The organism is Akkermansia sp., assembly GCF_020860705.1.
GTDB lineage: Bacteria > Verrucomicrobiota > Verrucomicrobiia > Verrucomicrobiales > Akkermansiaceae > Akkermansia.
Map to the genome: position 1 here is coordinate 110421 of NZ_JAJBTT010000054.1, position 24105 is coordinate 134525.

A 24105-nucleotide genomic window follows, 5' to 3' on the forward strand; every position below is an offset into this window, starting at 1 on the left:
GCGGGTAAACGCAAGAGGGGAAGTTTTTAGTTACGGTTTCCAGGCGGCGGCCATCAGGGTCTGGAAATGGGGCGGTTCCGGTTCCCTGTCCACAATGTCCGTATGGATGTTCCGGAATCCCGCTTCCTTGAGCATGCTTTCCAGGGCGGCGGGAGTGAAGCCCAGCCAGCGGTCCGCGTAAAGTTCCCGGGCTTCCTCCTGTCCGTGCTGGAGCAGGTCCAGTACCACCAGGCAGCCGCCGGGCTTGAGAATGTCCCATGCGGCTTCCAGGGCCTTGACCGGCTTCTGTGCATGGTGCAGGGCCTGGCTGAGCAGGGCCAGGTCCACGGTGCCGGACTCAATGGGCGGCGCTTCAATGTCTCCCAGGCGGTATTCCAGATTGTCCAGTCCGTGTTTGCGCGCCAGCTCCTGTCCCAGTTCCACCATGCTGGGGGAGTTGTCCACGGCGATCACCTGCTTGGCGCTGGGGGAAATGAGCTGGGAGACGAAGCCTTCCCCGGCTCCCAGGTCCGCCACCACGTCATAGTTCAGGATGCGGAGAAGAGCCCCGGCCAGCGCCTTCCAGGAACGTCCCGGCGCGTAATTCTTGCCCAGTCGGCACACGACTTCGTCAAAGTAGGCCTGCGTGCGGTTTTTACGTTTGTCCAGAATGACCTGCAGGGCTTTTTTGTCCGTTTCCGCTTCCGGCAGTTCCTCACAGGCTTTCAGGGCCACGTTGTGAAGATCGTTCGCCAGGGAGAGGGTGTAAAAGACGTTTTTCCCGGAGCGCGTGTCCTCCACCACTCCTTCCTGGCGGAGCTGGGCCAGCTGAGTGGAGATGCGGCTCTGTCCCATGCCGAGGATTTCCTGAAGTTCCGCAACGCTCAGAGATTCTTCATTCAGAACGTTGATGATGCGCAGGCGGGTGGGGTCTGTCAGGAGTTTAAGCGTTTTTAGGATTGACTTCATGGCGGAATAATATATCAACGCATCGAGATTTATCGATATGAGTAAGAACAACCCTCACATCTTCACGTCGGAATCCGTTGGAGAAGGCCATCCGGACAAGGTGGCCGACTACATTTCCGACTCTATTTTAGACGCCTGCCTGGCTCAAGACAAAACTAGCCGCGTCGCGTGCGAAACTTTGGTAAAGAGCAATATGGTCATCATTGCCGGAGAGCTGACGACCAAGGCGGTGATCAATCCGGAAAAGATCGCCCGCCAGGCCATCCGGGAGATCGGGTACTGCAACCGGCAGGATGACGACGTGTTTCATGCGGATACCGTCTTTTTCACAAATCTGCTCACAGAACAGTCTCCGGACATTGCCCAGGGGGTGGATGCCCGGGAAGCGGAGGGCAAGGGCCACGCGGAACAGGGCGCCGGGGACCAGGGGATCATGTTCGGCTTCGCGACAAATGAGACTCCGGAATTGCTGCCGGCCCCTATCGTGTTCGCCCACAAGCTGCTCATGGAGCTGGCCAAGCGCCGCAGGCGCGGGCATGTGGACTGGCTGCGTCCGGACTGCAAGTCCCAGGTGGCGGTGGCTTATGACGAGGCGGGACGCCCCGTCCACATTGAAAACGTGGTCATTTCCACCCAGCACACGGAGGAAGTGGACCATGATACGATTTACGCCTATTGCGTCAAACTCATTAAAACCGTTCTTCCTGCGGAACTGCTGGACGACAAGACGGAATACTTCATCAATCCCACGGGGAAATTCGTCGTAGGCGGCCCTCACGGGGATTCCGGCCTGACGGGCCGCAAGATCATTGTGGATACGTACGGCGGCATGGGGCGCCACGGCGGCGGCGCCTTTTCCGGGAAGGATCCGTCCAAGGTGGACCGGTCCGCCGCGTACATGTGCCGCTGGGTTGCCAAGCACATCGTGGCCGCGGGGCTGGCGGACAAGTGTGAATTGCAGGTGGCCTATGCCATCGGCTACCCCACCCCCGTTTCCATCCGGGTGGATACCTTCGGCACCGGCAAGGTGGAGGGAAAAGCCATTGAAAATGCACTGGAAGGAATTTTCTCCTTCAAGCCCGCGGACATGGTGGAACAGCTGGACCTACTGCGGCCCATCTACCGCCAGACGACGCATTACGGGCATTTCACCAATCAGGCGCTTCCCTGGGAACAGCTGGATGAAAAGCGGCTCGCCTCCCTCAAACAACTTCTTCATTAATTCAACGACTACGTTTACAGACATGTTTTCAGAAACGGAACACTACAAGGTCCGCGATATCAGCCTGGCGGATTTCGGCCGCAAGGAACTGGACATCGCCGAGCATGAAATGCCCGGCCTGATGGCCGTGCGTGAAAAGTACGCCGCCGCCAGGCCGCTGGAGGGCGTGCGCATCATGGGCTCCCTGCACATGACGGTGCAGACGGCCGTGCTGATTGAAACGCTGACGGCTTTGGGCGCCTCCGTCCGCTGGGCCAGCTGCAACATTTTCTCCACCCAGGACCACGCCGCCGCCGCGATTGCCCAATCCGGCACGCCCGTATTCGCCTGGAAGGGGGAAACGCTCCGGGAGTACTGGGATTGCACTTGGAAGGCCATGAGCTTTCCGGACGGTCTCGGCCCGCAGCTGATTGTGGATGACGGCGGAGATGCCACCCTGCTCATTCACCGCGGGTATGAGATGGAAGAAGGCTCCGACTGGGTAAATACTCCGTCCGAATCAGAAGAGGAGGAAGTGATCAAGGACCTGCTGAAGAAGATTGCCGCGGAAACGCCGGGCGTTTTTCACCGCTGGCTGCCTGAGCTGAAGGGCGTTTCCGAGGAAACAACCACGGGCGTGCACCGCCTGTACCAGATGCAGGCTGCGGGCCGACTGTTGATTCCGGCTATCAATGTGAACGATTCCGTGACCAAGTCTAAATTTGACAACCTTTACGGCTGCCGCGAATCCCTGGTGGACGGCATCAAGCGCGCCACGGACGTCATGATTGCCGGGAAGGTGGCCGTTGTCTGCGGCTACGGGGATGTAGGCAAGGGCTGTGCACAGTCCCTCCGCGGCATGGGAGCCCAGGTGGTCGTGACGGAAATAGACCCCATCTGCGCACTCCAGGCCGCCATGGAAGGCTACCGCGTGCTGACGGTGGAGGATACCCTGGGCTGGGCGGACATTTACGTGACCACCACGGGGAATTGCAACATCATCCGCATTGAACACATGGAAAAGATGAAGGACCAGGCTATTGTGTGCAACATCGGCCACTTCGACAATGAAATCCAGGTGCACAAGCTCCAGACCTATCCCGGCATCAAACACCTCAATATCAAGCCTCAGGTGGACCGTTACACCTTCCCGTCCGGCAACAGCCTGTACCTGCTGGCGGAAGGGCGCCTGGTCAATCTGGGCTGCGCCACCGGGCACCCCAGCTTCGTGATGTCCAACAGCTTCGCGAACCAGGTGCTGGCCCAGCTGGAACTGTGGAATACCCGTGAAAACCGTCCCGTGGGCGTGGAAGTACTGCCCAAGGTGCTGGATGAAGAAGTGGCTCGCCTGCACCTCGGCAAGATCGGTTGCAAGCTCACTGTCCTCCGTCCGGAACAGGCGGACTACATCGGCGTTCCGGTGGAAGGGCCGTACAAGCCTGATTTTTACAGGTATTGAGCTGGAGGTTTCTTTCCTTTTCAGGCCGTTTCATCGGGAGGTGTTCCCGGTGGAACGGTTTTTCATTGGCCCGGTGATGGATGGGAATAACATTGTCTGCAAGCTTGAATCCGGCTGCTTCCCATGTGCTGGTTTGTTCTTTTGTGAAGTTGCCTTTCTGGAATCCTGGGCGCTGTTGCATGGAGACATGAGGGATGCCGTGCCGCAGGAAGAGATTCGGAAAACGGAGGGGGAAGCATGTTGGGCCACGGGAAACCGTTCCAGCATGCCGCATGGGAAAAATGAAAAAGCGCCGGAAAGATTCCGGCGCTTGAAGAAAGTTTTTTTGAAACGGCTCCTTACCAGGAAGCGTCAAATCTGGGGATGGTCGTTCCCTTTCCTCCGGGGCAGTTTTCCGGAACTTTGTACGCCTTGCGAAGTTCGTTGTAGCGTTTCTTGAGCTGTTCCACGGTGGACTTGTAGGCGGGATCGTCAATGACGTTCTTCATCTGCATGGGGTCCTTCTTCATGTCAAAGAGCATCCATTCCCCGCTGGTCCAGATGTAGGACAGCGTGTAACGGTCCGTCCGGATGCCGTCATGGCGCGGGGCGTTGTGTTCGCCGGGATTCTCGTAGAAACAGTAGTAGACGGCGTCCCGCCAGTTATTGGGCGTTTTGCCCGTGAAGGCGGTGGGAAGCAGGGAAACGCCCTGGAAGGTGCCCATGTTTTCCGGAGTGTCCGCTCCGGCAGCCGCTACGATGGTAGGGGCGTAGTCGATGTTCTGCACCATCGTCTTGTTGCGCACGCCTGCGGGGATTTTGCCAGGCCATTTCATGATAAGGGGCATGCGGAGGGATTCTTCAAAAATCCAGCGTTTGTCGTACATGCCGTGTTCGCCCATGTAGAAACCCTGGTCGCCGCAATAGATGACCAGCGTGTCTTTGGAAAGGCCTTCCTTATCCAGGTAATTCATGAGGCGGCCAATGCTGTCGTCCACGGAAAGCAGGCAGCCCAGGTAGTCTTCCATGTAAGCGTGCCATTTCCATTCCGCAAAGGCCTTCGGGTCCTTCAATTTTCCTGATTTCATGCCGTCTACCAGGGATTTGGTGCGCTTGGCGTAGTAATCCGTCCAGGTCTTCTTTTCTTCCGGCGTCATGCGGTTAAGTTCGCCGAGGTCCCAGCCATAGCCGGGGGAGACGATGTCCTTGCGCATGTCTTCCGGCACCTGGTCCTTGAGCACCTTGAGGTCGGAATAGATCGCCATGTGCCTGGCGACGGTCTGCTGGTTTTTCTTCAGGAATTCCGGCCGGTTGGCATAGTCGTCATGAAAATTGGCGGGCGGAGTCAGCCTGGACGTGTTAACCTTGCCCAGATGACGGAGGGCGGGGCACCAGGCGCGGTGGGGGGCCTTGTGGCCCACCACGAGCAGGAAGGGCTTATCCTTGTCCCGGTTTTCCAGCCACTGGATGGATTTGTCCGTGACGACATCCGTAGCGTAGCCGGGAAAACGCTTCGTCTGGCGTTTGCCGTTCGGCTTGAGGCTGATGAAATCCGGATTGTAATAACTGCCCTGTCCGGGGAAGATTTCCCATGTGTCAAATCCCGTGGGGTCTGATTCCAGGTGCCATTTTCCGAAAAGTCCTGTCTGGTAGCCGGCTTTTTGCAGCATTTTCGGGTAGGTTGGCTGGGAGCCGTCAAGCGGGTGCTGGCCGTTGAAGACAAAACCGTTCATATGGGAATGCCTGCCGGTCAGGATGCAGGCGCGCGACGGTCCGCAAAGGGAGTTGGCGCAGTAGCTGCGGTCAAAAACCATGCCCTGCCGTCCCAGTTTGTTGAAGTTGGGCAGGGCGACGGGGGAGTCATTTTTACTGGTGCCCAGCGTCTGGTAGGCGTGGTCGTCCGTAATGATAAAGAGAATGTTCGGTTTTTTATTCTCTGGGGCCCTTGTCTGGGCCGCCAGCGGAGATGCCGCCAGCAGGGCCAGAGTTCCGGTAATGATGGTTTTTAAGGGTCTCATATTGCGGGAGAATATAGAAAGGGGCACGGGTGTCAATGTCATAGGATTCCTTTTGCCGCGATTCTGCGTTATGGTATTCTTTCCGTCATGCATTCCTCCCGGTTGGAAGATACGCTGCATTTGTTCGGCAAGGAACGGTTCCGCCCCATGCAGAGGGAGCTGATGGAGTGTGCGCTGGCGGGCAGATCCTGCATCGGCATTTTGCCTACGGGCTCAGGCAAGAGTCTTTGCTACCAGATTCCGGCGGTTTTAAGTGACGGGGTGACAGTGGTGGTTTCCCCGTTGATCGCCCTCATGCGCGACCAAGTCGCCGGGTTGGAAAAGTTGGGCGTAGCAGCGGCCAGATATGATTCTTCCCTGGCGGAAGAGGAGAAGGCCGCTTTGCTGGAGACCCTGGAATCCGGAGCGGTCCGGCTGCTGTTTGCTGCTCCGGAGTCTTTGGAATCCCCATGGATGGAGCATGCCATGGAGGTTGTTTCTCCCGGCCTGTTTGTGGTGGATGAAGCTCATTGCCTTTCAGAGTGGGGGCACAGCTTCCGGCCCGATTATCTGGGGCTGCCCGGCTTTTTCAGAAAGTACAGGTTCCGCAGCATCATGGCGCTGACTGCCACGGCTACGGAGAAGGTGTGCCGCGATTTGGCTTCTCTATTTGACGTTCCGGATGAATGCATTTTCCGGGCTTCGCCGTACCGGGCGAATATTTTCCGCCACGTGGAAACATTGAGGGAGCAGGACAAAACCGCCCGGCTGGTGGAGTTTTTGAAGGAGGAAGGCCACCGTCCCGCCGTGGTATACGCGCGCACCCGCAAGGATGCGGAGAATGTGTCTTATGAACTGGGAAAGGCCGGTCTTTCTGTCAAATCCTACCATGCAGGCATGCCTCCGGAAATCCGGGGGCTGGTGCAGGACGAATTCCTGACGGGGGCCGTGGAGGTGCTGGTGGCGACGATCGCCTTCGGCATGGGGATTGACAAACCGGACGTTCGCTCCGTGGTGCATTACCATCCTCCCTCAAGCCTTGAGGCTTATGTGCAGGAATCCGGCCGTGCGGGCCGCGACGGGCTGCCCTCCTTCAGCTTGGTGATGTTGTCCGCACGTGACGGTGTGGCCGTCGTCAACCGGCTTCATGCAGCGGAACCGGATCTCCATGGCTTGAAAGGGCTGGTGTCACTCCTGGGTGGACACGGGGAGCACATTGTTTCCCTCTATGAAGCCTCCACCCATTATGATTTGCCGGATGTGGTGGTGGACAGGATTCTGTTTGATCTGAAACGCCGGGGTCTTCTGACGGAGCGGGGAGCCGGGTATAAATACTACAAGGTTCGGCCCTTGTTCCCCATGGAGGAAATATTGTGCGGACGCGACGAAGAAGAAAGGGCCTTTCTGCAATGGCTGGATGGGCATCGCGAGGGAGAAGTGCTGGATTTAGCCCTTGAATGCGGGATTTCATGGAAAGAAGCGGCAGCCCGGCTTGAGGATATGGCCCTTTCCGGCGAATGGAAGGTGGACCTGCGCCAGGTAGCCCTTCATTTGCATTCCGAAGGGTTTGACGCGGAAGAGGCCGCCGGGGAATTCAACCGGTATTTTTCACGCGCGCGGCAGAACGGCCTGGAACGGTGGGAAACGTGTGTTTCTGCCCTCGCGGCGGCTTCCTGCCTCAACAGGGAGCTGGACGCCTACTTTGGGTTTGGGGATTCGTCCACACCATGCGGTCATTGCCCGGCGTGCCGCGGGGCGGTTCCGGAGAAGCCGGAGGTGCTGGAAAGTGCTCCCCTGACCGGGGAATTGCGCGCCGCCATCATGGATTTGGCTGCCTTGAGGAAGCCCGCACTGTCCCGTTCCTCCCAGTTGACACGTTTTCTGCTGGGACTGGCTTCCCCTGCGGCGATGCGCGCCCGGTTGTGGGGGCACCCTCTTTACGGAGCGCTTTCAGACAGGAAGTGGGAGGACGTGCTGGCTGAGGCGCGTGCCCTCACCAACTCATGAGTCCTGCCTGTTTTGACGGACGGCCTCTTCCGCCATCTCCATGAACAGCTTGAGCCACGCTTCGGGGGAACGCTGTTCCCTGACGAATTCGCGGGACTGCATGCCCATCCGGCAGAGGGTTTCCCCGGGCGTGTCCAGAACGGCTTGAATCGTTTTGAGGATGGCATCCGGACGGTCAGGGTCCATCAGCCATCCATGGGCCGGGTCCGCAAGGTGGTCGCATGCGGCCCCTTTAGCGAAGGCGATTACGGGACGTCCCCTGCCCATGGCTTCCAGGATGGTCGTGGCGCCCGGCTCGTGCCAGATGGACGGGGCAATGAAGGCAGCGGCCGACTCCCATAAGGGAGCCTGTTCTTCAAGAGGGACGAACCCTTTGAAAATGACATTGTCCAGGCGGTGTTCCCGCACCCATGTTTCCAGCTCTTTTCTTTGCGGACCGTCCCCGGCGATGACAAGGCGGCGTTGCGTCGTGATTCCGGACCATGCCCGGAGAACGGTCATAAGCCCTTTTTCCGGAGTCAGGCGTCCTACGAAGAGAATGTCCCCGTTTTCCGGAGGGGGCGTGAAGGGCTGGAGGTAGGTTTCCACAAACAGGGGGAGAATGGCGGTTTTTGATTCCGGAATACCTATGGATTTGAGAAGTTCCGCCTGCTTGCCGGAAAGGGCGATGAACCGGGCTGCATGTTCCAGGATACCGGATTTCCTGGCGGCTGTCTGGAAAAAGGCGGAAAACAGGCTGGACGCCAGACCTTGGTTCCAGCACCGGTTTTTCATGCCTGGCAGGAAATTGCCGCTGATGCATTCCCGGCATTCCCTGCCGTCACGGAACAACAGCCCGTTCAGACAGCCGAACCGGTAGTTGTGAAGCATGTGGATGACGGGGACGTTCAACCGGCGCGCTTCCCGGTAGACGGCAGGGGACATGGCGGGAAAGACGTTGTGGATCAGCCAAAGGTCAAATTGATGTTCCTGCTGCAACAGGCGCAGGCGGCGGAGAACGCTCCTGTTATGCAGTCCCCGGAACGGCGCTGTTAGTTTGCCTTCCTCCAGCCATTCGGCCGTTGAATAATGGTATTCCTCCACCATGGCCTGTCGTGAAAGAGTCCCGGAAATTTTGACAGCCATGGTTTCTTCACCCCCATATTGCAGGTAGCGGTTGAAGATGGAAAGGATGCGGAGCGGAGGCATAATTTTTGTGTAACGGATTTATAATCCGTGGTCAATGTTAATTTTTGCAAGGTAGTCCATTAAATTTTTTTGAACAAAATAAAACACGGAAACAAAGAATGGAACGCAGAGGCCCCGAGTGGCGTGGGAAGGATTCCGCTTCAACGACTTTCCGGGAGCGGCACACGGGGATTTTGGTATCCGGATATAAATCCGTTAGATTCTCTTCACGAATTCCCATGCATCGGTTATTGCATATCTTTAGCCAATATTATTTTTTTGGCGGGGAAGAAGTCTTTTTCCATATGATGACGCGGGCGTTGTCATCCTTTGCAGAGGTGGACGAATTCGTCTATTCTTCCCGCGAATTTCTGGAAGAACATTCCGGAGCGGTCTCACGGGTGAAGAATATGCTGTTTCACCGGGCCATGAATGAACATTTGTTGAAGCAGGCGGCCCAGGGGTATGACGCGTGGATTATCCATAATGTCTTCCCCGCCATGTCGCCCTGCATTTATGAACAGGCTGTCCGGCAAAGCGTCCCGGTCATCCATTATATGCATAATTACCGGCAGGGCTGCCTGAACGGACTGGGTTTCAGGAATGGAAGGGAATGCGCTGCATGTTCCTCCGGCAATTATCTGCATGGAATCCTCCGCCGGTGCTGGCACGGCCGTTTTTTGGATTCCATGGCGGCGGCATGTATTCTTGAAAAAACTCGTCGTCTGGGTACATGGAGGAATTTGAGCGCCTATATAGCTATTAGCCACAGGCAAAGAGAATTGTTGGAATCAAACGGCGTAAATTCTGCCAGGATCCAGGTGATTCCCCATTTTTATGAATCAGGGCGGCGGGTTGCGGACCCGGGAGACAGGCCGCGCAGGGATGTTTTTATTTGCAGGCAGACTTACTGAAGAAAAAGGCGTTTTCCGGTTGCTTCAAGCATGGGAAAGGCTGAAGCCTGAAAGGCGTTCTCTGATCATCATGGGGGAAGGGCCGTTATATGGGAAGCTAAAAGGCTACACAGATTCCCGTGGACTTGATTCGGTAAAAATGACGGGGTTTGTTAACAGGGAAGACCAGGAGGCTTTTAGAAGCCGTTGCGGCATAACGATTGTTCCCTCCCTTTGGGAGGAGCCTTTCGGCCTGGCAGTGTTGGAATCCTGGGAATATGGCGCTCCGGTGTTGGTTACCCCTGCGGGAGGATTGCCGGAATTGGTAAGCCATGGGCGTGATGGCTGGGTGGCGGAAAGCTCTTCCTTGGAGGGTTTGGCTCAAATGCTTTGTGAAGCATTGCACATTGAGGATCAATGGACGGCCATGGGAAAGAAAGGGAAGGAAAAATTGAATGAACGCTTTACCGTGGATGTCTGGAAAAAACGGATGCGCCGCCTTTTCGTGGAAATGGGTATTGAATGAAAGGGATGCCTTCCTATCCCTGGAACAGTTCCCTCCTGAGTTTTGCGGGGTCTTTCAGCAACTCCCTCTGGATGGCTTCCTGCTGCTGGCGCAGGCGGTCTTCCTGGGACTTGAGCGCTTTTCTCTGAGGGCCCAAATCAGAATTGACGAAGGGGTTGTTCTCCCCCCATTTGGACCAGGGCCCGCGGGGAATGCGGTAGAATTCCACAAAACGCCAGTGGACGATGGCCGTCCCTCCGGTAATGCCCAGGTAATCGCGCACGGCGGGGGAAATATCTATGCCCGCGCCCTTGTTCTGGGTATTGACGGGCGGCTTGTCTCCAAAAACGTAGGGCCAGTCTTCCGTGGTAAAGGGGCCGCAGTCCTCCCACTGGGCAAAGCAGCTGCGCTTGTTGTACACGATCTGCACCCATCTGCCTTTGCAGACGGACTGGCCTTTTCCCGTGTATTCCCGGCGGAACCAGGGAATGACCCGGGATGCCTCCGCCTTGTGTTCCCCTTTGGAGACGTCATTGTAAGGCAGCGCCACATAGAAGGGATTTTGCCGGGGGACGAACATCTTAGGGCGGAAATCCATGGTGCGGCGCAGGGGGTCGGGGTCGTCAAAGCCGCCGAAATTTTCCCTCCAGGCGGAGTCCCATGAGCTTTTGTGGTTGGCTACCGGATTGCGTGCCGTGGAATCCTCCCCCACCCAGAATACCGTGGCGGTGATATTGAGCCGCCAAGGGTAGGTGCCGGGGCTTTGCGGTCCCGTCCGGGGAAGAATACGGGGCTGCGGAGCGGGGCGTTTGCCGCCCGTTGCCGTGGTAGGTGATTTGACGATAACCCTGGGGAGGGGATCCCTCTGCGTGGGAGTGATGATAACGGGGCCTTTGGGCCGACCGGAACTGTCCGTCAGAGCGCGGGAGGCGCTCCGGCTTGTCTGGATGTCCGCCCGGGTAATTCCGGCGGGAAGCAGAACCAGCAGCGCAAGCAGGCATGCGGAAAGGAAGGAGTTCCCAGAGGAACCCTTCCGGAATGCCTGTTGACGTTGCCAGTGGTTTACCATCGGTGCAGTTGAGTGACAAAGCGGTGATCCAGCTTGCCGGGATAATCCGTGTTGAAGTGGAGCCCGCGGCTTTCATTGCGGCGCATGGCGCAGTCCACAATCAGGGAGGCCACCGCCACCAGGTTGCGCAGTTCCAGAATGTCCGGCGTGATGCGGTAGCCCCAGTAGAAGTCCTTTACCTCGCGGTGCAGCATCCGGAGGCGCGTGGCCGCGCGGTCCAGCCTCTTGTTGGTCCGCACGATGGAGACATAATCCCACATCAGCCGGCGGATTTCATCCCAATTGTGATAGATGACGGAAAGTTCATCCGGTAGCGCGGTATCTCCATGGTGCCAGGCGGGGATGTCGTAATGGGTGGGGGAATCCTTTCTCAGGGGCTGTTGGGCCAGCATGGAGTCCAGCGCCCTCTTGGCTACCACCACGCATTCCAGCAGGGAGTTGGAAGCCAGCCGGTTGGCGCCGTGGAGGCCGGTGCAGCCCGTTTCCCCGGCGGCGTAAAGGCCGTCCAGGCTGGTCTGGCCGTTGACGTCCGTCAGCACGCCTCCGCACTGGAAATGCGCCGCGGGGACGACCGGAATGGGTTCAGCGGCGGGATTGATGCCGTAGCGGTTGCAGGTTTCGTAAATCAGGGGGAAACGTTCCTGGACAAAGCCTTCCGGCTTGTGGGAAATGTCCAGATAGACGCACATGCTGCCCGTCCTCTTCATTTCCGAGTCCACCGCGCGGGCGGTAATGTCGCGCGGAGCCAGGGATTTGCGGGGGTCATACTTGTGCATGAATTCCTTTCCGTCCGCTCCGATCAATACGCCGCCTTCGCCGCGCACAGCTTCGGAAATGAGGAAGGAACGTGCTTCCGCACCCTCCGCACGGGTGTTAAAGAAACAGGTGGGATGGAACTGTACGAATTCCATGTTGGCGATGGTGGCACCTGCGCGCCAGGCCATGGCTACGCCGTCCCCCGTGGCGGAATCATTGTTGGTGGTATACAGGTACACGCGGCCGCAGCCTCCGGTGGCGAGCAACACACGGTCGGAACGGAAAATTTCCACTTCTCCGGAGGCGCGGTCCAGAACATAGGCTCCCAGCACGCGGTCTTCCGTGACCAGCCCCAGCTTGGTCGTCGTAATCAGGTCGATGGCGAAGTGGTCTTCCAGCAGTTCAATGTTGGGATGGAGCTTCGCCGCTTCCAGCAGCTTGGAGGTGATTTCCAGGCCAGTGGCATCCTTGGCGTGGAGGATGCGCCGCTTGGTATGGCCGCCCTCCCGGGCCAGTTCGTAATCCTCCCCCTGGTTGCCTGGGTCAAAATTGACTCCCCATTCCAGCAGTTCCCGGATAGCGCCGGGCCCTTCCTCCACAATCGTGCGCACGGCCTGTTCATTGCAGAGGCCCGCGCCGGCGTCCAGCGTGTCCGCCACGTGATCTTCAAAGGAATCATTGCGGTCCCATACGGCGGCTATGCCGCCCTGTGCCTTGGCGGAACTGCAATCCAGAAATTTGCCTTTTGTAATGACTGCAACCTTGCCGTGTTCCGCCGCTCTCAAGGCGAAACTTAACCCGGCAACACCTGCCCCAATGACTAAAAAGTCGCTCGTCTTCATCTTGAATGGTACGAAACTGTAACACGGCAGGGGGCCTCAAGTCACGCCCAATGATGGGGAGGGCATATTTGTCTGGAAAAGAAGCGTGAAACACGCTAATTCATGGGCATGAGACCCCTAGGGAACGAACAGGAGGCCCGGCGGAACAAGCATGTGCGCAGCACCCCGGCCAAAATTGCCGTCAAGGCGCTGGGAGAGGATGTGCTGGAGGAGATTCTGGACAAGACACCTAATCCCCTGCTGCTGATTCTTGACTGCGTGCAGGACCCCCACAATCTGGGGGCCATTTTGCGGACGGCGGACGGTGCGGGCGTGGATGCCGTGATTGCTCCCAGGGACAAGTCCGTGGGCATTACGGAGACCGTGTTGCGCGTCTCCGTGGGAGCGGCGGAAAAAGTGCCTTTCATCCAGGTGACCAATCTGGCGCGCACCATGAAGCAGCTCCAGAGCCGCGGTATCTGGATGTTCGGCACCTCGGACAAGGGGGACCGTGACCTGTATGAGACGGATTTCACGGGGCCTGCCGCCCTGGTAATGGGAGCGGAAGGGGAAGGCATGCGTCGGTTGACGGAAGAGAATTGCGACTTCCTGCTGCGGATTCCCATGAGGGGCAGCGTTCCTTGCCTGAACGTGTCCGTAGCTACGGGCGTGTGCTTGTATGAAATGGTGCGGCAGCGTTCATGAGGCCGTGATTGTTTTTCTGCCTGCTCCCTTATGATTCAGGAACTTGCCCTTGCTCCGGGAGAACGCGCCCGGTTCATTTCAGACATTCACTTCGGTCATGCCAAGGCCCTTGTCCGGGAGCCGGAGGAACTGGCCTTCCTGCTGGAAGGGTGTACCCACCTGGTGGTGTGCGGGGATCTCAGCGAGACCCGTGAAAGCCCCTATCAGTCGGAAGGGCTGGAGAAACGCGGCCGTTTTTTACAAATGTGCCGGGATGCCGGAGTGCAGCCCGTTCTGCTGGCGGGCAATCATGATCCGGATGAAAAAGCCGCGCTGCTGAAGTTGCAGGGCGGCCGCATCTGCGCCCTGCACGGCCATGCCCTGTTCAGGGAGGTGGCTCCGTGGGGATGGGAATATTTGAAGAACAAGCAGGCTTCCCGTGAGCTGATTGCCGCTTTTCCGGAGGCGGATACGGATTTGCTGAGGCGTTTGGAACTGGCGCGCGCCATGAGCCTGCTGGTGCCTCCCATTTACATGCGTTCCAGAGTGTACAGGAACAAGCTGGTGCGTTTTCTGACCCATTCCGCCTGGCCGCCGGAGCGGCCCGCCCAAATTCTTCTGGCGTGGCTGACGATGATGCGGCGCATGCGGAAATTTGCGGACTGCTTTTTCCCGGAATCGGAAGTCGTCATCTTCGGCCATTTGCACCGCCGTGCGGTTACCGGGAGAGGGAAAGGGCGCCTGTACGTCAACCTGGGAGCCTGTTTCCACCATGCCAAGTGTTACGTGGCGGATGTGACGGCGGAAGGAGGCGTATCCATCCGCAGCTATACGCCGGACGGATATGACGGCCCGGCGCGGGTTCTCCGCTGACGGTACGCCGCGGGCAACGGGAAAAGGGGAGGGGGAACGCGCCCATGTTTAGGCGATAATGTGTTAGAGCACCGGATGACTAGTCCATACAGTTTGTGGACGCGTTCCCCAGGGAGTCTGGCCATGCCTGTTTTCCCTTATTGCCGGAGGGACAGTTTTTCCCGGAACATTTCCGAGGGCATCCCCGGCAGGAGCAGGGGCGTGCAGTAGGAAAAAACCTGGAGAAGAAGGATTTCCTTCTGGCGGGAACTCCGCCGGAGCATGTTCTTCCGTGGTTTCTTTCCTGGTTTGGGCTGGCCATGGAATAGAGTTAGCTATATCTAACTTGATTTGCAAGAAAAAAGTTTGATGAGCCTAATATTTTTCAAGAAGAGGTTGACTTGATTGATTTCTGGACTATTGTTTTGTTAGTTATAACTAATAAGCATCGGTCATGATACGCAAAAACTTTCCTGATCTGGAGCTGAGCAACAGCCTGGAGGATTACATTGAGGCAGTCCGCAACATTGAACTGGAAAAAGGGCGCGCCGCCGTAGGAGAGATCGCCGAGGCCCTGAACGTGAAAAAACCTTCCGTCTCCCTGGCCATGAGGCAGCTGAAGGAACGCGGACTGGTGGAATATACGCAGTATTCTCCCATTGTACTGACCAGGGAGGGCCGTTATTATGCGGACCGCGTCATTTCCTGCCACACCATGGTGAAGGAGTTCCTTATCACGGTATTGAAAATGGAGGAAAAGCGTGCGGACGAGGTGGCTTGCGGGATTGAACACATCATGACGCTGGAGGAAATTTCCAGATTTCAGTTCCTGACGGACTATTGCCGGAAGAGTGGAAAGTAGGGGAACCCGGACGTTTTAAAGGGATGGTTCATGCAGGAATGAATCATCCCATTGCCTTGATGATGGACGGCCTTTTTTGGTGGCAGGCAGAGACGTGTAGTGCGCGCTGACGGTTCACCGTGGAAGCATGATGGAGGAATGTGGGGCTGGCCGGACAATCAGCCCGCCTATGGACATCAGAATCAGGGAGGAGTTCCACCGGGGATGAATCCCCAAGGGTCCTTGTTGTTGATGCACCCCCAAGGTCATTTTTGATGGGATGGTTGGTGGCTTTGGCGGCATGCAGACGCTTCTTTCCCGGACAGGGTAGGTGCATGTTCAAACGGCGCGCTTTTTACAGTGTTCCTAAGATTTTAAATCATGATTAATTAGTTTGAACTAATTTTTTCTTTGCGTGAGAAAAATATTCTACGGATTTTTTAATAAACTGGTAATAAAATATTTATGCATGTCGTTTCATCGCTGTGACTAGGAAATGAGAAGGGGGGAGGAAGGAAAAGTATTGACTCAATAGTTAGTTCTATCTAACTTTGGCGCGTTGCATGAACTTGACCCATACAGGACTTCACCGCTTCTTCCACCGGGTTTGCCGGTACCGGAAACTGGCCGGGCTTCTGGTCCGCCGTCCCAGATACCGTCTGCTCTGCGGAGAGTGTGAGTTCTGTGTGGGCGCATGCGGCAAAGCCGTGAATGTGCAGCCCGCCGCGGACCGGGAGCAGGAATGCTCCTCCGCCGCCATGAAGGGCTGAATATCCGCGATTGACGAGGAAGATTCAAGATACAGCATTACTATGAAGAAACGTTACATGATACCCGCCCTGCTGGCCTGCTCCGGCTTCTGCATGGCCGGTACGGCATCCGTAGCCACTCCCGCCGCCGTTCCGGCTGCGGAGAAGGCTGAAGGCAAAGGTTCCATTCTGGACGACATCGACTTGTTCGGGGACGAGTACGGCGACGAAAGCACGCCCATTCCGAACGACCTGCTGACCAGGGCTCTGGCGGATCTGCATCAGGCCGCTTATGAGAAGGCCGGGTTCCAGTTCCTGGTGGAGCAGGCGTTCCTTTATACCAAGGGCCACCATGCGGCCGCGAACGATGAGACCGCCGGTTCCAGCCAGAGCTGGTACAAGCTCCATGCGCAGGCCGGGTTGCAGCTGTTCAAATCCAGCCGCAACCAGGGTACCTGGATCAAGAGTGAACTCTCCGGCTCCGTGGCCCTGAACAGGCACTCCCACCGCACCACGCTGGATGATTCCTGGGGCGCGAGCGGTCCCGCCAACTGCGATGTTTTTGAAGACGGTTATTTCTACCTGCCGGAACTGCTCCTTTCCCAGGGATTCATGGACGGCCAACTGGTCATCATGGGCGGTATGATCAACCAGACGAATTATTTTGACGCCAATACGTACGCCAACACCACCTTCGGGCAATTCGGCGGCGCGCCCTTCGTCAACAACCAGGTACTTCCCCTCGGGGATTCCAACTTCGGTTTTGTAGGGCAGTACCAGTTCAATGAAAACTGGTTCATCCAGCTGGGGGGTAACATGATGGACAATGAACCCCGCCGCAACCCGTTCCACAACACAACCGGGAAATCCTTCAACCTGCTCGGTGAAATCGGCTGGACGCATGAAAAGGCCTTCGGCATCGGTACGGGTACATATCGCCTGCAACCGTTCATGTTCCATGCGGATGGCAAAAACCACGGCGGCGTGGCGTTCAACCTGGAACAGGACCTGGGCAGCAGTCCGTTCGCCCTGTTCGCCCGCGCCGGCTGGAGCAGCGCCGAATCAGGCAACATCTGCGGAGCGGAAGCCCAGGCGTCCGCCGGGGTGATTTTCAAGAAGCCCATGGAAGTCATGACCGGCTTGAAAGAGGCGGATGGCAACTTCTTCGGTGTGGGCTTCTCCGTGAGCAAGCCGGATGCCGATACGCTGGCGGAAACGCGGCCGGGGCATGACCGGGAAATGATTCTGGAATGCACGTACAGCTTTTCCATCACGCCGTACTGCCTGATCCAGCCTTCCTACCAGTATGTGAAGAATCCTTCCGGGCGGGATGACGTCAACTCCGCCAATATCTTCTCCGTACAGTGCGTTGTCACGTTCTAGGCAGGAAAAATCCTGCGCCTGTGAAAAAACGCAATCATCATCAAGTCTTCCTTGTCCGTCTGCCTGCAGAGAGCGGAATCCTGCATGCGAGGGCATTGAAGGGGTCTGTATGACCTGGCGGCAACGTCGCATTCTCAATCAGGTAGGGGGTGCGGCGTTGCTTATTTTTGTTATTTCAAAGGAAGAGAGAGGCGCTTGAAACGCCTGTGTTCCTGAACCCCGTCATTCCGGTGTCCGGACTGGGGCGCTGCGGAAGGGGCCTGTACGGAGGAAGCCGGGGCCATATTCCGCATGCGGGCCGTATCCGCCTGACAGGAGGCTGCCACCAGGCAGGCGGCCCCTATCATGATACATGTGTACTTGTTCATCATCTTATCGTACGCGGCTGGTTGCGGCCGCTGATGATTAGATTAGCACCGCTGCCCGGATGTTGAAAGTTCTTTGGTTTGACTAACAATAAGTTAGGTGAATTAAACACGGGGAAGGACGTTAAGGTCAGCGTTTTGCACACTGCCGGATTTATGACAATTGATGGCATCTCCGGCATTCGGAAGCGTTTAAAACCATGTTGACTTGAATGGGAACTGGCTTAAACTGACAGAATGAGTAAGGTGCAATGGGAAATTTCAAATGATGAAGTGACTGATCGTGATACTGCACTGCGCCGCTTGCAGGAGGGAACGACTGGCCATGTAGTGTGCGCCCGCGACGGAGCATGCCTTCAATCCTATAAGGAGGCGGACGGCGTTTACCACTGTGAAATCGTGTTCAAGACGGGCGCATGCTGTCCGCCGGTGTACGCCGCCCCGGAAGGGGTGACGGGGAAGGAGCTGGAAACGCTGTACGACCGTTTTGCCAGTGGAGACGACTTCTCGTTTGTGGAAAAGGAATGGGAACCCCTGGTGGCTGTGGAGTACCGCCACCACCACAACGTAATGTGGTTCGTCTTCCTGTTCATTGCGCTGGTAATTGCAGCCATGGTAGCGTACCAGCACGGCTGGATCGGGTAACGGCGGCATGCCTGCCGCACGGACAGAAGGAAAAAACCTGCAAACCGCGGACGGTCTGCAGGTTCTGGAAGGAGTGGCCGGGGAGCGGGGTCAGTCCTGTTTTTCATGTTCGCCGTCGTGATGGCCGCCGCAGCAGCCACCGCCGCACCCGTCACATTTGCCGCAGCACTTGCCATGATGGCTGAAGGTTTTATACAGCGCATAGGCCAGGGCCAGGAAAAGGAGGGCGGCAATGATGTATGTTCCCATATTGATGAAGGGGGGTAGGAGTGAATGTAAATTATTTGGAGGATGAGGCGGGTTTTTTCGCCACCAGGTAAATGATGCCCAGCAGGAGCAGCACGGCGAGCCCCTGTCCGATGCCGAAGGAAGCTTCCGCATAAAGCCAAGCTCCCAGCTGGTAGATCAGGAAGGACAGGCAGTACGCCAGGGCGCACATGTAACCGATGGCGAAGAAAGTCCATCCGGCGCTGTTCATTTCCCTTCTAATGGCGCCCATGGCGGCAAAACAGGGGGCGCAGAGAAGATTAAAGATCATGAAGGAGAAGGCGCTCAGGAAGGTGAAGGCCCCCGCCTGGACCAGACGGTCCCCGGTTTCCCGGATTTCAGCATCTTCATCTTCTTCCGCTTCAGCGGCGGACTCGTCGGAAGCTTCCCCCAGCGATGCCTGGAGTTCCTGCCCGGCGGGGGACATTTCCTGCGTTCCGGCGGCTTTTGCCGTTTCCTCTGCCGCTTCTTCCCCGGAACTGCCGTCCGCATACAGGACGCCGAAGGTGCCGACCACGTTTTCCTTGGCAATCAGCCCGGTGATGGTGGCCATGGTGGGTTTCCATTCACCCCAGCCCAGCGGTTGGAAGACGGGTGCTGCCACGTTTCCGATGGAGGCCAGCATGCTGTCATTCTGTTCTACGGAGTCCGCCTTCCAGTTGTAGCTGGAGAGGAACCAGATCAGCGCGCTGGATACGAAGATGACGGTCCCGGCTTTCTGCACGAAAGCCTTGCAGCGTTCCCACGCATGGATGATGACGTTCTTCCAGGCGGGGATGTGGTAAATGGGGAGTTCCATGACGAAGGGGGTGGGGTCCCCGGAGAACATGGCGGTCTTTTTCAGAATGAGGCCGGAAAGGATGATGGCGCCCACCCCGATGAAGTAGGCTCCCGGAGCCACCCAGGAGTTTTCCGGGAAGAAGGCGCCGGCAATCAGGGCGATGATGGGCGTCTTTGCCCCGCAGGGAATAAACGTGGTGGTCATGATAGTCATGCGCCGGTCCTTTTCATTCTCAATGGTGCGGGTGGCCATGATGCCGGGGACGCCGCAGCCCATGGAAACGAGCATGGGGATGAAGGATTTTCCGGAGAGGCCGAATTTGCGGAAAATGCGGTCCATGATGAAGGCCACGCGGGCCATGTAGCCGCAGTCTTCCAGAATCCCCAGGCACAGGAACAGCACGGCCATCTGGGGAAGGAAACCCAGCACGGCTCCCACGCCGGCGATCACGCCGTCCTGGATCAGGCTTTCCAGCCAGGGAGCGCAGTTGGCGCTTTCCAGCAAGCCGCCCACCCATTCCGGAATCCATTCCCCGAAGAACGTGTCATTGGCCCAGTCCGTTCCCCAAGCGCCCACTGTCTGGATGGAAATGTAATACACCGCCCACATGACGACGGCGAAGATGGGGAGGCCCAGCCAGCGGTTGGTGATGATGCGGTCAATCCTGTCACTGCCTGTCAGGCTGCCGGAGCGGGCCTTGACGGCGGCATCCCGGGTGATGCGGGAAATGGAGTTGTAGCGTTCGTTGGTGATGATGGATTCGCTGTCGTCATCCATCTCCTGTTCCATGGATTCAATGATCCCGTTGATGCGGGATTGTTCCTCCGGGGTAAGGGCCAGCTGGTCAGCTACCTTCTGGTCTCTCTCGAACACCTTGACGGCAAACCATTTTTTCTGCTGGTCCAGGCATTTGCCGGTGATGATTTCTCCAATTTCCCCGATGGCTTTTTCCAGGCGGTCCGGAAAGTGGACGACGCGCGGAGCGCGGGCGTCTTCCGAGGCGGCGGTTTTTACAACGGCATCCACCAGTTCGCGGATGCCGGTTCCTTTGAGGGCGCTGATTTCCAGAACCTGGCAGCCGAGATCCCGGGAAAGTTTTTCCGTGTCAATGCGGTCGCCGCGCTTCCGGACAATGTCCATCATGTTCAGGGCGAGGATGACGGGAACGCCCAGCTCGCAAAGCTGGGTGGTAAGGTAAAGGTTGCGTTCCAGATTGCTGCCGTCAACCAGGTTCAGGATGAGGGAGGGATGGTCCGTGACCAGGTAGTTCCGGCTGACGACTTCCTCCAGTGTATAGGGGGAAAGGGAGTAAATACCCGGAAGGTCTTCAATAATAATGTTCTTGTGGCCTTTCAGGCGGCCTTCCTTTTTTTCCACGGTGACGCCCGGCCAGTTCCCGACGTACTGGCTGGCGCCTGTCAGGGCGTTGAAAAGAGTGGTTTTTCCGCAATTGGGATTGCCCGCCAGGGCGATAGTGATATTACTCATGGATTGTTTCCTTGTCTTGATGTGTAGGTGCGCCGTCTTGCTGTCAGGTCAGGAAACGTGCGGTAATAAAGGCGGAATCAATGGATATGGATGTTCTCGGCTTCCGATTTGCGGATGGAAAGTTCGTAGCCGCGGACAGTAACTTCAATGGGATCTCCCAGGGGGGCAACTTTACGGATGAAGATCTGCGTTCCCTTGGTAACCCCCATGTCCATGATACGTCTTCTGATCGGCCCTTCTCCCGCCAGCTTGCCGACGGTGACGGTCTCCCCGATCAGGGCATCTCTTAATGTGCGGTGCTTGGTCATAGATTGATGACTGATTAGTGAATGAAAAGGTTCAGGCCACGAATATCTTGCAGGCAAGTGCCTTGCCGAGCGCTATCCTGGATCCTTTGACATTGATGATGAAGTTTCCGCCGTTTTCAGAAACGATGGAAACCGTGCTTCCGGCAACGAATCCCAGGCTTTCCAGAAAGCGCCGGGTTTCGTCCTTGCCATGAATATTGTTAACCTGGCGAATGTCGCCTATGTTGAGCATGGAGAGTGGCATGATGTGTAGATGAATCAAATCCGGGGGAAAGTTAGTTTAGTCAAACTAATAAGTCAATGATATTATGCCTCTGTGTTTTTCGCTTCCATGATGTTTATTCATTATGAGTAATTTATGTATTAGATTGAACTAAGTATGACACAAGGGCTCCGAATTAAAAGAGAGGGATGATAATTTTTCCCGTGGAACGGGAAGGAGAGAATGCAAAAAAGCCGCGCCATGAATGCTCATGGCGCGGCTGTAAGAAAAGAGAGTTTGCTCAGACTCAGGAGGCCGGGCAGACCTGGCCTTGTACGGGCTTGCCGTTGTATTCCCCGGTCAGGGTTTTCAGGAAGGCTACCAGGAGGCTCACGTCCTTCTTGTCCAGTTTGTCGTATCCCAGCTGGTAGTGGTACATCTTGGTGATGGCTTCCTCCAGCGTCTGGGCGGAGGCGTCATGCATGTACGGCCAGGTGAGCTCCACGTTGCGGAGGGTGGGCACGCGGAACCTGTGCCTGTCTGATTCCTTCTTGGAGAAGTTCATCAGGCCGTTGTCGTCATTGGTCTTGGCGCGTCCCGCGAAGAAATCGCCCTTGAGGTCGGCGTATTCAAAGGATTGGCCGCCCATGGCGGGACCGGTGTGGCAGGTCTGGCAGCCCAGCTTCAGGAAGAGTTTGTAGCCCTTCTTGGCGTTTTCGCTGATGGCGCTTTCATCACCCTTCAGGTAGCGGTCAAACGGGCTGTTCGGCGTGATGAGGGTCTTTTCATATTCCGCAATGGCGTTGGTGATGGTTTCACCATTGAAGCCCTGGGGATAAACCTTCTTGAATTCCGCGGCAAACGCGGCGTCCTGATTCAGCTTGGCGGCAATCTTGTTCCAGTCGTCCGGGTGTTCGTAACCCATTTCCACCGGATTCAAGGGGGGGCCGCCCGCCTGTTCCTGAAGGTTGGCGGCGCGTCCGTCCCAGAACTGCTTGGTGTGGAAAGCTGCATTGAAGACCGTGGGGGCGTTGATGCCGCCCTTCTGGCCTCGCACGCCGGTGGAGGTGGGCAGGTTGTCCGTGCCGCCCTTTTCCAGGGAGTGGCAGGAGGCGCAGGAAACGGTATTGTCCGTGGAAAGGCGCACATCATGGAACAACTTGTCGCCCAGGGCCACTTTGGCCGGGTCCGTGGGGAGTCTGTCCGGAATGGGGGTGATGGAGGAAATGGCGTATTCCTTACCCACCATGTCGCCAAAGATTTTCAGGCGTTCATCCTTGATCCACTGCTGCATGGCGGCTTTCTCCGGAATGGTGAGCGTGCTGCCCCAGTGTACCATGGTGTAGGAGGTGGGGGGCATGGAGTTGATCTGGAGCACGTGTTCCAGTTTGGAAAGGGTCACGGCGGAGGGCGGTTCATCCATGTTGTAGCTGCGCTGGCCGTCCCGGATGTGGCGGGCCAGCAGACCGCCGGAAAGGGTGTTTACCAGTTCTGAAATGTGGGTGCCGGGCTTGTGGCAGTCCGCACATTTGGAGTTCATGGTCTGTGCGGTAATTTCCGCCGCCTGGGCGGGCGTCAGGGGCTTAATCTTCTGGTTCGGCAGGAACAGGGGGGCGACTGCCGCCGTCACGATGACCGTGCCGCCCAGAATGGCTCCGGCCTTGATGAAGGAACGTGTTTTGCTCATGAGATTCTCAATGACGTGGGATTGCTTGTATGGTAAAAGGTGGGAAGTAATAAATCAAGATTTATTCTAAAGTTCGCCGGCCTTTCTCAAATCTTCGTTGATGGCCTCCAGAACGTCCGCTTCCGGAGTGAAATTGGCGGCATGGTAGGAGCTGCGGACCAGCGGGCCGGACGCCACGTGCTTGAAGCCTTTGGCCCGTGCAATTTCCTCATACCGTGCGAAGTCGTCCGGATGGATGTACTTGACTACCGGCAGGTGGTTGCGGGTGGGGCGCAGATACTGTCCCAGCGTCAGCACCGTGACGCCGTGTTCCAGCAGGTCGTCCATGGACCGGAAAAGTTCGTCCTCCGTTTCCCCCAGGCCCAGCATGATGCCGCTCTTGGTGGAAACCTTTCCGTTCACGCAGTCCAGCGCCATCCTGAGGACGCGCAGGGAGCGCCGGTACTGGGCGCGGAAACGCACGATGGGCGTGAGGCGTTCCACCGTTTCCAGATTGTGGCCGAAAATGTGCGGGCGTGCCGCCATCAGCGTCTGGACGGAGGAGGGCTTCTCATTCAGGTCTGAGGCCAGCACTTCAATGATGGTGGAAGGGCTGGCCTTTCTGACGGCGCGCACTACCTGGGCGAAGTGGGCGGCGGCGCCGTCCGGCAGGTCGTCCCGGGTGACCATGGTAATGACGGCGTGGCGCAGCTTCATGTGCACGACGGCGTCCGCCACGTGCTGCGGCTCATCCGGATCCAGGGGAAAGGGCTTGGCAGTTTTTACGGCGCAGTAGGCGCAGGCGCGCGTGCACCGCTCCCCGGCGATCATGAAGGTAGCCGTGCCCTGGTTCCAGCATTCATAGCGGTTGGGGCAGTGGGCTTCTTCACAGACGGTGAACAGGTGCTTGCCTTCCACCAGCTGCTTGACGTCCCAGAATTCCCGGCCGTTGGGCAGGCGCACCTTGATCCAGGACGGCTTGCGTTCCGTCCCTTCCGCAGTTTCATTGTCGTTCCGGCGTTCCATAGCGCCGCTAGCTTGACGTGACTCCATTGCTTTGGCAAATGCAAAG

The 24105-nt window shown here is 57.3% G+C and carries 23 protein-coding genes; 10 read left to right on the plus strand and 13 right to left on the minus strand.

Annotated elements, in window-relative coordinates; all coding sequences use genetic code 11:
- Positions 1-30: 30 nt before the first annotated feature.
- Complete coding sequence (locus LIO64_RS12770; protein ID WP_290549833.1) at positions 31-948, minus strand: metalloregulator ArsR/SmtB family transcription factor; 918 nt, start codon at positions 946-948, stop codon at positions 31-33.
- A gap of 37 nt (positions 949-985) precedes the next feature.
- Between LIO64_RS12770 and metK the strand changes: the two genes are divergently transcribed.
- Positions 986-2170, plus strand: a complete 1185-nt coding sequence (gene metK, locus LIO64_RS12775) for a methionine adenosyltransferase (protein ID WP_290549834.1) — start codon at positions 986-988, stop codon at positions 2168-2170.
- A gap of 22 nt (positions 2171-2192) precedes the next feature.
- Positions 2193-3608, plus strand: coding sequence for an adenosylhomocysteinase (gene ahcY, locus LIO64_RS12780; RefSeq protein ID WP_290549835.1), 1416 nt, complete (start codon positions 2193-2195; stop codon positions 3606-3608).
- 338 nt (positions 3609-3946) lie between these two features.
- On the opposite strand, the gene LIO64_RS12785 is transcribed toward ahcY, so the two are convergent.
- Positions 3947-5605, minus strand: coding sequence for a sulfatase (locus tag LIO64_RS12785; protein ID WP_290549836.1), 1659 nt, complete (start codon positions 5603-5605; stop codon positions 3947-3949).
- An 87-nt stretch (positions 5606-5692) separates the two neighbouring features.
- Here LIO64_RS12785 and LIO64_RS12790 point away from each other — a divergent pair, with 87 nt between their 5' ends.
- The gene (locus LIO64_RS12790; RefSeq protein ID WP_290549837.1) at positions 5693-7591 is read left to right on the plus strand and encodes a RecQ family ATP-dependent DNA helicase; all 1899 of its coding nucleotides are present in this window, start codon (positions 5693-5695) and stop codon (positions 7589-7591) included.
- Here LIO64_RS12790 and LIO64_RS12795 read toward each other — a convergent pair.
- Positions 7586-8779, minus strand: a complete 1194-nt coding sequence (locus tag LIO64_RS12795; RefSeq protein ID WP_290549838.1) for a glycosyltransferase family 4 protein — start codon at positions 8777-8779, stop codon at positions 7586-7588. The genes LIO64_RS12790 and LIO64_RS12795 overlap by 6 nt on opposite strands.
- A 374-nt stretch (positions 8780-9153) precedes the next feature.
- Positions 9154-9405: a hypothetical protein gene (locus tag LIO64_RS12800; protein WP_290549839.1), complete on the minus strand. Its 252-nt coding sequence runs from the start codon at positions 9403-9405 to the stop codon at positions 9154-9156.
- Between the two features lie 190 nt (positions 9406-9595).
- On the opposite strand from LIO64_RS12800, the gene LIO64_RS12805 reads away from it, so the two are divergent.
- Positions 9596-10177: a glycosyltransferase family 4 protein gene (locus LIO64_RS12805; RefSeq protein WP_290549840.1), complete on the plus strand. Its 582-nt coding sequence runs from the start codon at positions 9596-9598 to the stop codon at positions 10175-10177.
- Between the two features lie 13 nt (positions 10178-10190).
- Here the strand turns inward: LIO64_RS12805 and LIO64_RS12810 are convergent, their stop codons facing one another.
- Both LIO64_RS12810 and nadB read right to left on the minus strand, forming a co-directional pair.
- Positions 10191-11225: a hypothetical protein gene (locus tag LIO64_RS12810; RefSeq protein WP_290549841.1), complete on the minus strand. Its 1035-nt coding sequence runs from the start codon at positions 11223-11225 to the stop codon at positions 10191-10193.
- Positions 11219-12823 (minus strand): L-aspartate oxidase, encoded by a 1605-nt coding sequence (gene nadB / locus LIO64_RS12815; RefSeq protein ID WP_290549842.1) that lies wholly within the window; start codon positions 12821-12823, stop codon positions 11219-11221. The genes LIO64_RS12810 and nadB overlap by 7 nt, the downstream gene beginning before the upstream one ends.
- Before the next feature lie 102 nt (positions 12824-12925).
- Here nadB and rlmB point away from each other — a divergent pair, with 102 nt between their 5' ends.
- The 5 genes from rlmB (at position 12926) to LIO64_RS12840 (ending at position 17311) form a co-directional block, all read left to right on the plus strand.
- On the plus strand, positions 12926-13507 hold the full coding sequence (gene rlmB / locus LIO64_RS12820) for a 23S rRNA (guanosine(2251)-2'-O)-methyltransferase RlmB (RefSeq protein WP_345779592.1): 582 nt from the start codon (positions 12926-12928) through the stop codon (positions 13505-13507).
- 30 nt (positions 13508-13537) lie between these two features.
- Complete coding sequence (locus LIO64_RS12825; RefSeq protein ID WP_290549844.1) at positions 13538-14359, plus strand: metallophosphoesterase; 822 nt, start codon at positions 13538-13540, stop codon at positions 14357-14359.
- 433 nt (positions 14360-14792) lie between these two features.
- Positions 14793-15200 carry a metal-dependent transcriptional regulator gene (locus LIO64_RS12830; RefSeq protein WP_290549845.1) on the plus strand — a complete coding sequence of 136 codons (408 nt, stop codon included), beginning with the start codon at positions 14793-14795 and terminating at the stop codon, positions 15198-15200.
- A gap of 542 nt (positions 15201-15742) precedes the next feature.
- Positions 15743-15949 (plus strand): hypothetical protein, encoded by a 207-nt coding sequence (locus tag LIO64_RS12835; RefSeq protein ID WP_290549846.1) that lies wholly within the window; start codon positions 15743-15745, stop codon positions 15947-15949.
- A 42-nt stretch (positions 15950-15991) separates the two neighbouring features.
- Complete coding sequence (locus LIO64_RS12840) at positions 15992-17311, plus strand: carbohydrate porin (RefSeq protein WP_290549847.1); 1320 nt, start codon at positions 15992-15994, stop codon at positions 17309-17311.
- Between the two features lie 170 nt (positions 17312-17481).
- On the opposite strand, the gene LIO64_RS12845 is transcribed toward LIO64_RS12840, so the two are convergent.
- Positions 17482-17682, minus strand: coding sequence for a hypothetical protein (locus LIO64_RS12845; RefSeq protein WP_290549848.1), 201 nt, complete (start codon positions 17680-17682; stop codon positions 17482-17484).
- Between the two features lie 231 nt (positions 17683-17913).
- On the opposite strand from LIO64_RS12845, the gene LIO64_RS12850 reads away from it, so the two are divergent.
- Entirely contained in the window at positions 17914-18321 is a 408-nt protein-coding gene (locus LIO64_RS12850) for a hypothetical protein (RefSeq protein ID WP_290549849.1), read from the plus strand.
- A 90-nt stretch (positions 18322-18411) separates the two neighbouring features.
- Here LIO64_RS12850 and LIO64_RS12855 read toward each other — a convergent pair whose 3' ends face one another.
- From LIO64_RS12855 to lipA, 6 genes are all read right to left on the minus strand, one after another.
- Complete coding sequence (locus LIO64_RS12855) at positions 18412-18570, minus strand: FeoB-associated Cys-rich membrane protein (protein ID WP_290549850.1); 159 nt, start codon at positions 18568-18570, stop codon at positions 18412-18414.
- A 31-nt stretch (positions 18571-18601) separates the two neighbouring features.
- Positions 18602-20857 carry a ferrous iron transport protein B gene (feoB, locus tag LIO64_RS12860; RefSeq protein WP_290549851.1) on the minus strand — a complete coding sequence of 752 codons (2256 nt, stop codon included), beginning with the start codon at positions 20855-20857 and terminating at the stop codon, positions 18602-18604.
- Positions 20858-20934: 77 nt separating this feature from the next.
- Entirely contained in the window at positions 20935-21165 is a 231-nt protein-coding gene (locus LIO64_RS12865) for a ferrous iron transport protein A (protein ID WP_290549852.1), read from the minus strand.
- Between the two features lie 31 nt (positions 21166-21196).
- Positions 21197-21409 (minus strand): FeoA family protein, encoded by a 213-nt coding sequence (locus tag LIO64_RS12870; RefSeq protein WP_290549853.1) that lies wholly within the window; start codon positions 21407-21409, stop codon positions 21197-21199.
- Between the two features lie 265 nt (positions 21410-21674).
- Positions 21675-23054, minus strand: a complete 1380-nt coding sequence (locus tag LIO64_RS12875; protein ID WP_290549854.1) for a cytochrome c peroxidase — start codon at positions 23052-23054, stop codon at positions 21675-21677.
- A 66-nt stretch (positions 23055-23120) separates the two neighbouring features.
- On the minus strand, positions 23121-24059 hold the full coding sequence (lipA, locus tag LIO64_RS12880) for a lipoyl synthase (protein ID WP_290549855.1): 939 nt from the start codon (positions 24057-24059) through the stop codon (positions 23121-23123).
- Between the last annotated feature and the right edge of the window lie 46 nt (positions 24060-24105).

What these genes read in the sequence shown, in the direction of transcription:
- rlmB (WP_345779592.1), top strand. Translation starts at nt 12,926, where the DNA reads ATGGGCATGAGACCCCTAGGGAACGAACAGGAGGCCCGGCGGAACAAG.
- LIO64_RS12870 (WP_290549853.1), bottom strand. Translation starts at nt 21,409, where the DNA reads ATGCCACTCTCCATGCTCAACATAGGCGACATTCGCCAGGTTAACAAT.
- LIO64_RS12840 (WP_290549847.1), top strand. Translation starts at nt 15,992, where the DNA reads ATGAAGAAACGTTACATGATACCCGCCCTGCTGGCCTGCTCCGGCTTC.
- metK (WP_290549834.1), top strand. Translation starts at nt 986, where the DNA reads ATGAGTAAGAACAACCCTCACATCTTCACGTCGGAATCCGTTGGAGAA.
- LIO64_RS12835 (WP_290549846.1), top strand. Translation starts at nt 15,743, where the DNA reads ATGAACTTGACCCATACAGGACTTCACCGCTTCTTCCACCGGGTTTGC.
- LIO64_RS12845 (WP_290549848.1), bottom strand. Translation starts at nt 17,682, where the DNA reads ATGATGAACAAGTACACATGTATCATGATAGGGGCCGCCTGCCTGGTG.
- LIO64_RS12855 (WP_290549850.1), bottom strand. Translation starts at nt 18,570, where the DNA reads ATGGGAACATACATCATTGCCGCCCTCCTTTTCCTGGCCCTGGCCTAT.
- LIO64_RS12795 (WP_290549838.1), bottom strand. Translation starts at nt 8,779, where the DNA reads ATGCCTCCGCTCCGCATCCTTTCCATCTTCAACCGCTACCTGCAATAT.
- LIO64_RS12850 (WP_290549849.1), top strand. Translation starts at nt 17,914, where the DNA reads ATGAGTAAGGTGCAATGGGAAATTTCAAATGATGAAGTGACTGATCGT.
- LIO64_RS12875 (WP_290549854.1), bottom strand. Translation starts at nt 23,054, where the DNA reads ATGAGCAAAACACGTTCCTTCATCAAGGCCGGAGCCATTCTGGGCGGC.
- LIO64_RS12805 (WP_290549840.1), top strand. Translation starts at nt 9,596, where the DNA reads ATGAATCAGGGCGGCGGGTTGCGGACCCGGGAGACAGGCCGCGCAGGG.
- LIO64_RS12865 (WP_290549852.1), bottom strand. Translation starts at nt 21,165, where the DNA reads ATGACCAAGCACCGCACATTAAGAGATGCCCTGATCGGGGAGACCGTC.
- LIO64_RS12800 (WP_290549839.1), bottom strand. Translation starts at nt 9,405, where the DNA reads ATGCAGATAATTGCCGGAGGAACATGCAGCGCATTCCCTTCCATTCCT.
- LIO64_RS12810 (WP_290549841.1), bottom strand. Translation starts at nt 11,225, where the DNA reads ATGGTAAACCACTGGCAACGTCAACAGGCATTCCGGAAGGGTTCCTCT.
- LIO64_RS12785 (WP_290549836.1), bottom strand. Translation starts at nt 5,605, where the DNA reads ATGAGACCCTTAAAAACCATCATTACCGGAACTCTGGCCCTGCTGGCG.
- LIO64_RS12830 (WP_290549845.1), top strand. Translation starts at nt 14,793, where the DNA reads ATGATACGCAAAAACTTTCCTGATCTGGAGCTGAGCAACAGCCTGGAG.
- lipA (WP_290549855.1), bottom strand. Translation starts at nt 24,059, where the DNA reads ATGGAACGCCGGAACGACAATGAAACTGCGGAAGGGACGGAACGCAAG.
- LIO64_RS12790 (WP_290549837.1), top strand. Translation starts at nt 5,693, where the DNA reads ATGCATTCCTCCCGGTTGGAAGATACGCTGCATTTGTTCGGCAAGGAA.
- nadB (WP_290549842.1), bottom strand. Translation starts at nt 12,823, where the DNA reads ATGAAGACGAGCGACTTTTTAGTCATTGGGGCAGGTGTTGCCGGGTTA.
- LIO64_RS12770 (WP_290549833.1), bottom strand. Translation starts at nt 948, where the DNA reads ATGAAGTCAATCCTAAAAACGCTTAAACTCCTGACAGACCCCACCCGC.
- LIO64_RS12825 (WP_290549844.1), top strand. Translation starts at nt 13,538, where the DNA reads ATGATTCAGGAACTTGCCCTTGCTCCGGGAGAACGCGCCCGGTTCATT.
- feoB (WP_290549851.1), bottom strand. Translation starts at nt 20,857, where the DNA reads ATGAGTAATATCACTATCGCCCTGGCGGGCAATCCCAATTGCGGAAAA.
- ahcY (WP_290549835.1), top strand. Translation starts at nt 2,193, where the DNA reads ATGTTTTCAGAAACGGAACACTACAAGGTCCGCGATATCAGCCTGGCG.